Genomic DNA, 11755 nt, shown 5'->3' on the forward strand with positions numbered 1-11755 from the left:
GGTCATACGTCCCCGGACCGCCCCGTCGAATGCAGGCTATGTCTTTGTGAACGCGTGCACAAAGATGGTGTCCGTTTTGTCCGCCCAAAGTGACCGGGGTCACGCGCCCCCGGCGCGCTCGCACGGAACCGGTGCACGAGCACCCTGGCTCCCTTTGTTCTGGGGGCAAAACCGCACACTCTCCTCTGCCTATCCCGCCCCCGAGACCTGGTCGCCATCGATCCTAAGCGACTTTCCAGCCGTTTTGTACTGACTGGTCAGTCACACCCTCAGTCGGCCAGGGCCTTGCGGAGGCGGCCCTCGTCGACGCGCCAGAACGTGTGCTGGCGGCCGTCGACGAGGACGACGGGAATCTGCTCCCAGTACTGCTCGTGCAGTTCCGGGTCCTGGGTGATGTCCTTGCGCTCCCACGCGACCCCGAGGTCACCGCACACCTTCTCCACCACGGCCCGGGCGTCGTCGCACAGATGACAGCCCGGCTTGCCCACGAGGGTGACGAGACGATCCTGCGGAGCCTTGCGGCGGAAGAGCGGACTCATGCCGCCCATTCTCGCCCCGCGGCGGGAGAGGGGAACCCCCCTGTGGCCACCGGGACGCGGAGCGGTGCACGAAACGGCGTACGGAACGGCGCGCGAAGCGGCCTGCGGTCCGGCCCGCCGGCGCGACCCCCGGTGGGCCGGGAGGGGTGCTTTAACGACACGGACGTGCAGAGTTCACGGTGTCCAAACCTCTCGACTCCGGAACTGCCGGACGGACTGGCTATGCTCACGCCATGGCCGCTCCCGGATGGCTCACTCCCCGTAGGCGCCCCGCCACGGCACGAAGCGTGCTGGCAGGCGAGGCCTCGGCGGAGGCAGCACGCAAGTCCACCCAGGAAGTTTCCGACCGCGAACCGGAGTTCCCGGTTCACGGTGACGAGCGGGCTGCCGCGTTCTTCGACCTGGACAACACCGTGATGCAGGGCGCGGCCCTGTTCCACTTCGGCAAGGGCCTGTACAAGCGGAAGTTCTTCGAGACGCGCGACCTCGCCCGGTTCGCGTGGCAGCAGGCGTGGTTCCGGCTGGCCGGCGTCGAGGACCCCGAGCACATGCAGGACGCGCGCGACTCCGCGCTCTCCATCGTCAAGGGCCACCGGGTCTCCGAGCTGAAGTCCATCGGCGAGGAGATCTACGACGAGTACATGGCCGAGCGGATCTGGCCGGGCACGCGGGCGCTGGCACAGGCGCACCTGGACGCGGGCCAGCGGGTGTGGCTGGTCACGGCGGCGCCGGTGGAGATCGCCCAGGTGATCGCGCGCCGACTGGGCCTGACCGGAGCACTCGGGACGGTGGCCGAGTCCATCGGCGGCGTGTACACCGGCAAACTGGTGGGCGAGCCGCTGCACGGCCCGGCCAAGGCGGAGGCCGTCCGCGCGCTGGCGACCGCGGAGAACCTGGACCTGAACCGCTGCGCGGCGTACAGCGACTCCCACAACGACATCCCGATGCTCTCGCTGGTCGGTCACCCGTACGCGATCAACCCGGACTCCAAGCTGCGCAAGCACGCCCGCACCGAGGACTGGCGCCTGCGGGACTACCGCACGGGACGCAAGGCGGCGAAGGTCGGCATCCCCGCGGCGGCGGGCGTGGGCGCGGTGGCCGGCGGCACGGCCGCGGCCATCGCGATGCATCGACGCCGGCGCTGACGCCGGCCGCTCCCGGCCACCCCTGCCGTCCCCGCCACCCCCTGTCACCCCCTGTCACCCGGTCAACCCCTCGGTGACGGACACCCGTACGGCCGCCGGCCCGATCAGCGGGGAGCGAAAGTGGCACCCCGCCCGCGAACCCGGCCAATCCAACTGCCGTACCCCGCAACCCCGCTGTCCAGTCCTCTTGGCTGCACACGGCCACAACACGTCCGCACCGAACCGGGATGCGAAGCATTTCGGTCAATATTCGGTCACCGTCGGATGCCTGAACGAACGTCAACAGGTCACCGAAACGACGGAATCGACGATTTCGACAACTCGGCGTAGCAAGGCCTTCACGAAGCGTTATTCTCCTCAGACGCAAACCGGTACCCCTCCGTCGCTACGACGGGTGAAAGGTTCCGCACTGCACGTGATGGAAGCTCTGCCTCTGGGAGTCCCGTGTACCCACACGTCGGGGTTGACGACCCGGGCCTGACCGCACTGCGCACAGCAGTCACGGCGGCCCGGGAGTTGCTGCGCGGCTGCGTCCCCACCGCGTACGCCGTCCCCGCATACGCCGTCCCCGCACCCGCCGGCCCCTGCCCCACCGCCGCCGACACGCCCGTCGGTCCCTGCTACGCCCTCGCCGACGACAGCGCCGCGGTGGGAAGACACCGGGGCGGACGGTCGTCCGGCGCCACCACCGCCCGCCGTCCCGCCGCGGACAGCGACAGCGCCAGAATGATGGAGCTCGTGGAACGCGCCCAGGCGGGCGAGGCCGACGCCTTCGGACGGCTCTACGACCAGTACAGCGACACCGTGTACCGCTACATCTACTACCGGGTGGGCGGCAAGGCGACCGCCGAGGACCTCACCAGCGAGACCTTTCTGCGGGCACTGCGCCGCATCGGCACCTTCACCTGGCAGGGGCGCGACTTCGGCGCCTGGCTCGTCACCATCGCCCGCAATCTCGTCGCCGACCACTTCAAGTCCAGCCGCTTCCGCCTCGAGGTCACCACCGGGGAGATGCTCGACGCCAACGAGGTGGCGCGGTCCCCCGAGGACTCCGTCCTCGAATACCTGTCCAATGCCGCCCTCCTCGATGCCGTACGACGTCTCAACCCCCAACAGCGCGAATGCGTCACGCTCCGATTCCTCCAGGGTCTCTCCGTCGCGGAGACCGCCCGCGTGATGGGCAAGAACGAGGGAGCGATCAAGACCCTCCAGTACCGGGCCGTCCGCACCCTCGCGCGGCTCCTCCCCGAGGACACGCGCTAGCGTCACCATCAGTGACGGGCAACGCGCCCCGGGTGACACTCCGTTGACTTCCCGAACCCACACGCCGGTGCACGTAACCCATGCGCCGTGCCGCTCGTTGTGCGGGATACAGGCTCCCTGTGGTCAATCCCCGACCGACTCCGATCACCCGATCGTGTGGACATGGTCAGGGGGTGGAACCCTCAGAACCCCCTGGGGAGTCGACCGTCATGACGAGAGGAGGTGCCGCCAGTGATCGCGAACGTATCGGCGCACCGGCGGGCGAACGCCTTCGCCCAGGCCCTGGAGGAGCAGTCCGATCGGGGCACGGCGGCCGAACAGTCCAAAGGATCGGCCCCGGCTCCGGCCGCTGCGGAGACGGAACAGGCGCGGCTGCTCACGCTGGCCGCCGGTCTCGGCGAGTTGCCCAGGCCGGAGCTGGATCCCGAGGTCAAGGTCGTCCAGCGGGCCCGACTGGTGGCCGCGTTCGAGGCCATGCTCCAAGAAGGCGCCGCCGAGGGCGAGACAGCGGATCCGTCCGTACCCGACCAGCGTTCACGCCGCGCCCGGGGCGCACACCGGGCAACCCCGCTGGGAAAGCTGAGACCGCGCTCACGCCTGGCCAAGGGCCTCACCGCGGGCGGACTCGGCGTCACCGTGGCCGCGGGCGCCTTCGGCGGAGTCGCCGCCGCCAGTTCCGACGCGCTGCCCGGCGACTCGCTCTACGGCCTCAAGCGCGGCATGGAGGACGTCAAGCTCGGCCTGGCCGACGGCAACGACGAGCGGGGCCGCGTCTTCCTCGACCACGCCTCCACCCGCCTCGGCGAGGCCCGCCGGCTGATGGAGCGCGGCCGCAGCGGCGACCTCGACCACGAGTCCCTCGGTGAGATCCGCCGCGCCCTGGCCGGCATGCGGCACGACGCGTCCGAGGGCCATCGGCTGCTGCGTGACGCGTACCGGCACGACCCGGACTCCCTCGGCCCCATGCGGGCCCTCTCCTCCTTCTCGCACGCGCACCGGCAGGTCTGGGGATCCCTCCGCGACCGGCTGCCGCCGCAGCTCGGTGACGTCAGCGAGCAGGTCTCGTCGGTGTTCGACGCCATAGACGAGGACGTCGCCCCGCTGCAGTCCCTGCTTCCCGAGCCCTCCGTCCGGGAGGGCGGCGGCGACGGCAGCCGGAGGCGCGGCGACTCCGGGTCCACGCCGAGCGGGCCGTCCGGTACGGACAGCTTCCGGACGCCCGGCACCGGCACCGACGGCTCCGCCGACGAGGACGGCACCGGCAGCGGTGACCCCAGCAGGTCCGCCGACTCCGGAGACAAGGGCGAGGGCCTGCTCGACGGCACCACCGGCGGGCTGCTCGACCCGCCCGAGGAGAGCGGCGGGGCCGGCACCTCGCCGCCCGCCGACGGCGGCCCCACCGCGCCGGCCCCGCCCGACGTCACGCTCCCGCCCCTCCTCCCCGGTCTGCTGCCGGGGCTGGGCATCGACAGCGAGGACGGGGAGTAGGGCGCGGCGGAGCGACCGCGCGGGTGGGCGGGTTCCCCGGTGGCCGGGGAACCCGCCCCGTCACGTACCCACCACGTACGGGTCTTCTAGAAGAACACGGACCGTCGCTGCACCAGCAGCTTGTAGAGGGTGTGCTGGATCTGTTCCCGGACCTGGTCGGTCAGGTTGAACATCAGCATCGGGTCCTCGGCCGCCTCCGGCGGGTAGCTCTCCGTGTGGATCGGCTCGCCGAACTGGATGGTCCACTTCGTCGGCAGCGGGATCGCGCCGAGCGGGCCGAGCCACGGAAAGGTCGGAGTCAGCGGAAAGTACGGGAACCCGAGCAGCCGCGCGATGGTCCTGCCATTGCCGATCATCGGGTAGATCTCCTCGGCCCCGACGATCGAACACGGGATGATCGGCGTCCGCGCGCGCAGCGCCGTGGACACGAAGCCGCCGCGGCCGAAGCGCTGCAGCTTGTAGCGGTCGGCGAAGGGCTTGCCGAGGCCCTTGAAGCCCTCCGGCATCACCCCCACCAGTTCCCCCTGCTCCAGCAGCCGTGCCGCGTCCTCGGCGCAGGCCAGGGTGTGACCGAGCTTGCGGGCGAGTTCGTTGACCACCGGCAGCATGAACACCAGGTCCGCCGCGAGCAGCCGCAGATGCCGGTCGGCGGGGTGGTTGTCGTGGACGGCGACCTGCATCATCAGGCCGTCCAGCGGCAGCGTCCCGGAGTGGTTGGCGACGATCAGGGCGCCGCCCTCGGAGGGGATGTTCTCGACGCCCTTCACCTCGACCCGGAAGTACTTCTCGTACACCGGGCGCAGCAGGGACATGAGGACCTGGTCGGTGAGCTCCTCGTCGTAGCCGAAGTCGTCGACCGCGTAGTCCCCGGTGAGCCGGCGGCGCAGGAAGGCCAGCCCGCTCGCGACCCGCTGCTCCAGGCCGCCGCCTTCGTCCCCGGAACCGGATTCCGCACCGGGGCCGACGCCGGACGCGGCACCACCGTCGTCATGCTCTGCACGGGCTTCACGGGGCTCGCGGGACTCAGGGGGCACCGGGGCATCGTCCCCGGCGGACGCCCGCCCCGGCAGGGGCTGGACGTCGCCCATCCCGGCAGCCCCCGCGCCCTGGCGCCGGTTTCCCGCACCCCGGCGGCGCGACGGGCGCTGCGCGGCGCCCCCGGCTCCCCCCGCGCCCCCGCGGGAGCGGTCGTCGTCGAACGGAATGACCTTGGCGTCCGCCATCGTTGCTGCGCTCCTCAGTTGGCGCTCTGCTTCGGGGGGTGACCGCTGCCCGTGCCCGGCAGGGGCAGCGCGGCGATCCGGTCGACGGCCCCGGCGAGGGCCTCCGGCGGGAGCAGCCCGGGGCCGCGGCTGCGCACGAAGTCCGTGAACGTTTCTGCTGTCGTGTACGTCGCCGTGAAACCCAGCGTCTCGCGCATCTGGTCCGTCGCCACCACCCGGCCGTGCGTGAGCAGCCGGATCTGCTCGGGTGAGAAGTCCGACATCCCCAGCGTACGCACCAGCGAGCCCGCCCAGGTGACCGCCGGGAGGAGCAGGGGCACGGTCGGCCGGCCGAGCCGCCTGGAGCACTGGGACAGCGTCAGGACACCGTCCCCGGCGATGTTGAAGGTGCCACTGTTGAGCGTGCCGCGCCGGGGTTCGTACGAGGCGAGGCGCAGGACGTCGATCACATCGTCCTCGTGCACGAACTGCAGCCGCGGGTCGTAGCCGAACACGGTCGGCAGCACCGGCAGCGAGAAGTACTCGGCGAGCGGGCTGTCCGCGGCGGGGCCCAGGATGTTGGCGAACCTGAGCACGCACACGGCGACGTCCGGGCGGCGGCGCGCGAAGCCGCGCACATAGCCCTCGACCTCGACGGTGTCCTTCGCGAAGCCGCCGCTGGGCAGGGACTTGGGCGGGGTCGTCTCGGTGAAGACCGCCGGGTCGCGGGGCGCGGAGCCGTAGACGTTCGTACTGGACTTCACGACCAGCCGCTTGACTCCCGGGGACTTCTGGCAGGCACCGAGCAGCTGCATGGTGCCGATGACGTTGGTCTCCTTGAGTGCCGTCCGGCTGCCGCTGGCGAGCGGCGTGCCCGTGACGTCGAGGTGCACGACGGTGTCGGCTCCGGCTTCGGCGAGCACGCGCGCGACGGTGGGCTGCCGGATGTCGGTCTGGACGAAGTCGGCACCGCCCAGGTGGTGCGCGGGCCGGACCGCGTCCACGGCGACGACCCGGTCCACGTCCGGATCACGCAGGATCCGCCGGACGAAACGGCCTCCCAGCGGACGGGCCGCTCCGGTCACGAGCACGACTTTCCCCAAGACCAGCGCCTTCCTCTTGCTTTCGCCCTGCCTACGCCCTGCCTACGCCTGGCTTCGCCCTGCCCGCGCCACGCGCCCGACCCCTGTGATGACAGTGGCCCCCCACCAATGCGGTGGGGGGCCACTGAACACGCTTCCGCGTCGTCGCTTACTTCTTGTTGCGACGCTGAACGCGCGTGCGCTTGAGCAGCTTGCGGTGCTTCTTCTTGGCCATCCGCTTGCGCCGCTTCTTGATAACAGAGCCCACGACTACCCTCGCTCACTTCTCATCACTCGGTGTTTGGGCGCCATGGGCCCACACGACCTACGAGGGGCTAGCCTACCCGCCCGAGCGCTGAGGTCGTAATCGAGGTGACCGGGGAGGCCCGTGAGTGCCCTTGTGCGGATCTCCCCGGCTCGCCGTCAGGCGGTTTCCACCCCCACATAACTCTCACGGAGGTACTCGTGAACCGCTTGCTCCGGGACACGGAAGGACCGCCCCACCCGGATCGCGGGCAGATGACCACTGTGCACCAGGCGGTACACGGTCATCTTCGACACTCGCATCACCGAGGCGACTTCCGCCACGGTAAGGAACCGAACCTCGTTCAGAGGCCTTTCGCCAGCTGCAGCCATGACACACCTGAACCTTCCGCACTCGACGGCCACCGGCTTCCCCTTCCGGTGACTCTTCGTCGTTGCGTGCTCACTCCCCAATGTAGGGGCGGGTGATGCGAGTGGGGAAGAGGTGTACCCATCGGCGGCCTACTGTGACAGACACGCCCGATTGAGTACGTAGCGGGTCAGCGGCAGGTAGTAAGCGGACCGCACGCCGTCATCAAGTGGAACGACCGCCGAGAGGCACCCCTCGGCCTCCCCCACGAACGGGGCGGGGTCGTTCACATCGGCCAGCGCGATGGCCTCGAACCCCAGCTGACCTGCCCCGCAGGCCCAGCCGTGGTCTCCGATCACCAACCCGGGAAGCGGCCCGCCGGCCTCGGCGGCCGCGGCGAGCGCGGTCCGAACCGGGAGCGGGGAGTGCGTGTGTGCGCCGGGCTCACCACCGGGGCGTTCGGCAGGCGCACCCCGGACCAGCGCGACTCCTCGTACGTAGTCGAGGTGGTGCGTACGTAGACCGAACCGGGTCGTTATGTCGACACAGCGACCCTGCGCCGGGGTGAGGACGTCACATCCCGCCGCCGACAGAGCGTCTGCCAGAGCGACGTAGAAGCCGAGCAGCCGGTGCGGATGACCGGTGCCGAGCAGCACGGGCGCACCGCTCCGGGCAGCGGCCGCGATCCGTTCCGCATAGACGTCCAGGGCGGCCAGAGTGCGCTCCGGGTCGATCACATCATGCCCGGAAACATGACGGGGATCGGCCGAAACCCCACACCTGACCGCCATCAGCTCGATCAGTTCCCGCTGCCCCCATACCCCTGCCGGGTCGAGTCCGATCAGGGCGCGCGGGTCCCGGGCGGCGAAGAGCCGGTAGCTCCGCAGACTCTCCTCCCGCGTGGTGGCCACGGTCCCGGACAACCGGGCGGCCAGCAGATGCGCACGAAGCCCGGCGACACCCGGAACGGCAGGTGGGTCAGCACCCGGAACGGCAGGTGGGTCCACGGGGGGATCGGTGGGGAGGCCGGTGGGCGGGTCGGTCGTGGTCGGCACGGCAGCGATCGTGCGCGATCGGGACCCGCGCCGCCCGGGAACCCGGGAAACACCGCACGGTCGGCGTAACCGCGCAGGAGCCACGTCGCCGCGTAGAGGCAGGGGCAGCGCGGGCCCGCGCCCCGCGCCCCGTACGGCGGGCCGGGCTAGGGCAGCAGCCCTCGCAGCGGGAACACCGCGCGCCGGGTCGCCAGTACCGCCTGGTCGAGACGGTCCGCCGGGTCGTAGCCGTCCTCCCAGGAGGCCCAGGACACGGGCCACCGGCCGTCGGTCATCCGCATCGGACCCGGCTGCCGGGTCCGGGCGTACACCTCCTGCCGCCAGCTCTCGGGGATCATCGTCGCCGGATCCACCGGCTTCCCGGCCGCGATCCCCACCAGATGCGTCCAGGACCGCGGGACGACCTCCACCACCGCGTAACCGCCACCGCCCAGCGCCACCCAGCGCCCGTCGGCGTACTCGTGCGCCAGCTCGTGGCACGCCACCTGCACCGCGCGCTGCGCGTCCAGCGACACCGCCAGATGTGCCAGCGGATCCTCGAAGTGCGTGTCCGCCCCGTGCTGCGTCACCAGCACCTGCGGCCGGAAGTCCGCCAGCAGCTCCGGCACCACGGCGTGGAACGCCCGGAGCCAGCCCTCGTCACCGGTCCCGGCCGGCAGGGCGAGGTTGACCGCGCTGCCCTGCGCGCTGTCCGCCCCGGTCTCCTCCGGCCACCCGGTCTGCGGGAACAGCGTCCGGGGATGCTCGTGCAGCGACACCGTGAGGACCCGCGGGTCCTCCCAGAACGCCGCCTGCACCCCGTCCCCGTGATGCACGTCGACGTCGACGTACGCGACGCGTTCGACGCCCAGCTCCAGCAGCCGGGCGATGGCCAGCGCCGCGTCGTTGTACACACAGAACCCCGAGGCCGCTCCCGGCATCGCGTGGTGCAGCCCGCCCGAGAAGTTCACCGCGTGCAGCGCCTCCCCTCGCCACACGGCCTCGGCCGCACCCACCGACTGCCCCGCGATCAGCGCCGACGCCTCGTGCATCCCCTCGAAGGCGGGATCGTCCGTCGTCCCCAGCCCGTACGACTGGTCCGCGGCCGCAGGGTCCGCCGACGCCGCCCGCACCGCGCCGATGTAGTCCTCGCGGTGCACCAGCCGCAGCGTCGACCCACCGGCCGTCTTCGCCGCGACCACCCCCACCTCGCGGTCCAGCCCCAGGGCTGCCACCAGACTCCGGGTCAGCGTGAGCCGGACCGGGTCCATCGGATGGTCCCGGCCGAAGTCATAGCCCGTTACTGCCTCGTCCCACATCAGCTGTGTGCGGCCGCTCATGCCCGCCACCGTATCGGTCCGGTTCGGAAGCGAACGACCTGGCGTACACGAGTGTCACCAGCACCAACACCATCGGCACCAGCATCGCCCCGCGATGGCTCCAGACGTCCCCGAGCACCCCGACCAGCGGAGAGCCGATCAGGAACCCCACATAGTTGAAGACGTTGAGCCGTGCCACGGCCGCGTCCGACGCCCCGGGGAACAGCCGCCCCGCCGCCGCGAAGGTCTGCGGCACCAGCACACAGAGCCCCAGTCCCAGCAGCGTGAACCCCAGCATCCCCACCCACTCACCCGGCGCCCCGGCGACCACGGCGAACCCCGTCGCCGCCACCAGCGCCCCGGCCCGCACCACCGCCACGGCACCGAAGCGCCGCACCCCGAAGTCCCCGATCGTCCGCCCCAGCAGCGTGGTGACCATGTAGACGTTGTACGGAACGGTCGCCATCTGCTCCGAGCTCCCCAGCACGTCTTGGAGGTACTTCGCGCTCCAGTTCGAGACCGTCGAGTCCCCGATGTACGCCACCGTCATCACCAGGCACAGCGGCAGCAGCAGCTTGAAGGCGACGGACCCGGACCCGCTCTCCACGGCCGGCCCGGAGTTGTCACCCTCGCCCTCGCGCTGCTCCTGGTCCACGTACCGCCGGCTCCCGACCAGCACCGCCGGCATCAGCACCAGCACGACCGGCAGATACGACACCCACAGCGCCAACTGCCAGTACGCCCCCACCCACGCGAGCGACGCCCCGGCGATCCCGCCCAGGCTGTAGGCGGCGTGGAAACTCAGCATGATGCTGCGCCCGTACGCCCGCTGGAGACTCACCCCGAGCATGTTCATCGAGGCGTCCAGCGCCCCCACCGCCAGCCCGAACACGGCCAGCGCCACGGCCAGCCCGGCCATGTGCTCCCCCGCCCCGACCCCGAGCAGCGCCAGCAGCACGACCGGCTGCGACCACCGCAGGACCCGGCTCGGCGGCACCCCCTTCACCAGGCGCTCCGTCACCACACTCCCGATACCGGCGAGCACCGGCACCGCGGCGAGGAAGGCGGGCAGCAGCGCGTCGGAGACCCCGTACCGGTCCTGGATGGCCGGGATCCGCGTCACGAGCAGGGCGAAGGCGACTCCCTGCACCAGGAAGGCGAACGCCAACGAGGCCCTGCCGCGCCGCAGCACATCAGTCATGGCGGCGAGCGTAGGACCCCGGCGTACCGGTGGGTAGGCCCGGCCGAAGATGAATCGTGCTCAGTTCTTCCTCAGGAGCCCAAGCAACTCTCCCGGGTGCGAGAAGAGTTGTGTGGCGCCCGCCAGCTTCTCGGCCGGCGTCATCGAGGTGAACCCGTACACGTCCATCCCGGCCGCGACCGCTGCCTGGACGCCCAGTGGACTGTCCTCGACCACGGCACACCGCTCCGGCGCGACCCCCATCCGCTCCGCCGCGTACAGGAACAGGTCCGGTGCCGGCTTGCCCCGCCCCACATCCTGGGAGCTGAAGATCCGCTCGTCTTCGAACCACCGGTCGAGCCCGGTCGTACGGTGCCCCACCCGGATCCGCTCATGGCTCCCGGACGAGGCCACGCAGTACGGCACCCCGTCGGCCGCCAGCGCCTCCAGCACCTCGACCGCACCGGCCACCGGCTTCAACTCCCGCTCGAACGCGGCGAAGACGCGGCCATGGAACACATCGTCGAAGTCGTCCGGCAACCGCTGCCCGGTCCGCTCCTCCACCAGGTCGTGCACCCGGTGCATGGCGGACCCCATGTAGTCGCGGATGGAGTCCTCGTACGACGTCGGATGTCCGAGCTCGGTGAGGTAGCCGGCCAGAAGCCTGTTGGAAATGGGCTCACTGTCGACGAGGACACCGTCGTTGTCGAAAACAACCAGGTCATAGCGCATGACTCCGACCCTAAACGCAGAAAGCCCCGTGCCGAAGGGCACGGGGCTTTCTCTGCAAGAATTGTTCGGCGGCGTCCTACTCTCCCACAGGGTCCCCCCTGCAGTACCATCGGCGCGGTAGGGCTTAGCTTCCGGGTTCGGAATGTGACCGGGCGTTT

12 protein-coding genes and 1 rRNA gene are annotated in these 11755 nt (G+C 70.9%); 3 read left to right on the forward strand and 10 right to left on the reverse strand.

The genetic code is table 11. The features are described 5' to 3' along the window. Window positions 1-269 precede the first annotated feature (269 nt). Window positions 270-548, reverse strand: a complete 279-nt coding sequence (locus tag ACFWVE_RS26175; RefSeq protein WP_384018604.1) for a glutaredoxin family protein — start codon at window positions 546-548, stop codon at window positions 270-272. 224 nt (window positions 549-772) lie between these two features. Here ACFWVE_RS26175 and ACFWVE_RS26180 point away from each other — a divergent pair, with 224 nt between their 5' ends. From ACFWVE_RS26180 to ACFWVE_RS26190, 3 genes are all read left to right on the forward strand, one after another. Next, complete coding sequence (locus tag ACFWVE_RS26180; protein ID WP_384018607.1) at window positions 773-1684, forward strand: HAD family hydrolase; 912 nt, start codon at window positions 773-775, stop codon at window positions 1682-1684. A 444-nt stretch (window positions 1685-2128) separates the two neighbouring features. After that, window positions 2129-2947 carry an ECF subfamily RNA polymerase sigma factor, BldN family gene (locus tag ACFWVE_RS26185; protein WP_384018610.1) on the forward strand — a complete coding sequence of 273 codons (819 nt, stop codon included), beginning with the start codon at window positions 2129-2131 and terminating at the stop codon, window positions 2945-2947. Window positions 2948-3178: 231 nt separating this feature from the next. Next, window positions 3179-4435: a DUF5667 domain-containing protein gene (locus ACFWVE_RS26190; RefSeq protein WP_384018613.1), complete on the forward strand. Its 1257-nt coding sequence runs from the start codon at window positions 3179-3181 to the stop codon at window positions 4433-4435. An 86-nt stretch (window positions 4436-4521) separates the two neighbouring features. Here the strand turns inward: ACFWVE_RS26190 and ACFWVE_RS26195 are convergent, their stop codons facing one another. The 9 genes from ACFWVE_RS26195 to rrf all read right to left on the reverse strand — a co-directional run. Next, on the reverse strand, window positions 4522-5658 hold the full coding sequence (locus tag ACFWVE_RS26195) for a lysophospholipid acyltransferase family protein (RefSeq protein WP_384018616.1): 1137 nt from the start codon (window positions 5656-5658) through the stop codon (window positions 4522-4524). Window positions 5659-5672: 14 nt separating this feature from the next. Continuing rightward, window positions 5673-6740: an NAD-dependent epimerase/dehydratase family protein gene (locus ACFWVE_RS26200; protein ID WP_384018619.1), complete on the reverse strand. Its 1068-nt coding sequence runs from the start codon at window positions 6738-6740 to the stop codon at window positions 5673-5675. A gap of 148 nt (window positions 6741-6888) precedes the next feature. Beyond that, the gene (locus ACFWVE_RS26205; RefSeq protein WP_003948845.1) at window positions 6889-6987 is read right to left on the reverse strand and encodes a 30S ribosomal protein bS22; all 99 of its coding nucleotides are present in this window, start codon (window positions 6985-6987) and stop codon (window positions 6889-6891) included. A gap of 155 nt (window positions 6988-7142) precedes the next feature. Continuing rightward, complete coding sequence (locus ACFWVE_RS26210) at window positions 7143-7355, reverse strand: helix-turn-helix domain-containing protein (RefSeq protein ID WP_062193679.1); 213 nt, start codon at window positions 7353-7355, stop codon at window positions 7143-7145. A gap of 129 nt (window positions 7356-7484) precedes the next feature. Further along, the gene (locus tag ACFWVE_RS26215) at window positions 7485-8339 is read right to left on the reverse strand and encodes a phosphatase (RefSeq protein WP_384018637.1); all 855 of its coding nucleotides are present in this window, start codon (window positions 8337-8339) and stop codon (window positions 7485-7487) included. Between the two features lie 194 nt (window positions 8340-8533). Continuing rightward, window positions 8534-9706, reverse strand: a complete 1173-nt coding sequence (locus ACFWVE_RS26220; protein ID WP_384018623.1) for an acetoin utilization protein AcuC — start codon at window positions 9704-9706, stop codon at window positions 8534-8536. Then, window positions 9657-10886 carry an MFS transporter gene (locus ACFWVE_RS26225; RefSeq protein WP_384018626.1) on the reverse strand — a complete coding sequence of 410 codons (1230 nt, stop codon included), beginning with the start codon at window positions 10884-10886 and terminating at the stop codon, window positions 9657-9659. The genes ACFWVE_RS26220 and ACFWVE_RS26225 overlap by 50 nt, the downstream gene beginning before the upstream one ends. 60 nt (window positions 10887-10946) lie before the next feature. Then, window positions 10947-11597 (reverse strand): HAD family hydrolase, encoded by a 651-nt coding sequence (locus ACFWVE_RS26230; RefSeq protein ID WP_384018629.1) that lies wholly within the window; start codon window positions 11595-11597, stop codon window positions 10947-10949. 63 nt (window positions 11598-11660) lie between these two features. Continuing rightward, a 5S ribosomal RNA gene (gene rrf, locus ACFWVE_RS26235) occupies window positions 11661-11755 on the reverse strand; the annotation flags it as partial.

The organism is Streptomyces sp. NPDC058632 (genome assembly GCF_042717095.1).
Lineage (GTDB): Bacteria > Actinomycetota > Actinomycetes > Streptomycetales > Streptomycetaceae > Streptomyces.

Bases quoted from the DNA above. Each gene is read 5' to 3' on its own strand.
- ACFWVE_RS26180 (WP_384018607.1), top strand. From the start codon at position 773: ATGGCCGCTCCCGGATGGCTCACTCCCCGTAGGCGCCCCGCCACGGCA.
- ACFWVE_RS26225 (WP_384018626.1), bottom strand. From the start codon at position 10,886: ATGACTGATGTGCTGCGGCGCGGCAGGGCCTCGTTGGCGTTCGCCTTC.
- ACFWVE_RS26195 (WP_384018616.1), bottom strand. From the start codon at position 5,658: ATGGCGGACGCCAAGGTCATTCCGTTCGACGACGACCGCTCCCGCGGG.
- ACFWVE_RS26220 (WP_384018623.1), bottom strand. From the start codon at position 9,706: ATGAGCGGCCGCACACAGCTGATGTGGGACGAGGCAGTAACGGGCTAT.
- ACFWVE_RS26230 (WP_384018629.1), bottom strand. From the start codon at position 11,597: ATGCGCTATGACCTGGTTGTTTTCGACAACGACGGTGTCCTCGTCGAC.
- ACFWVE_RS26210 (WP_062193679.1), bottom strand. From the start codon at position 7,355: ATGGCTGCAGCTGGCGAAAGGCCTCTGAACGAGGTTCGGTTCCTTACC.
- ACFWVE_RS26175 (WP_384018604.1), bottom strand. From the start codon at position 548: ATGGGCGGCATGAGTCCGCTCTTCCGCCGCAAGGCTCCGCAGGATCGT.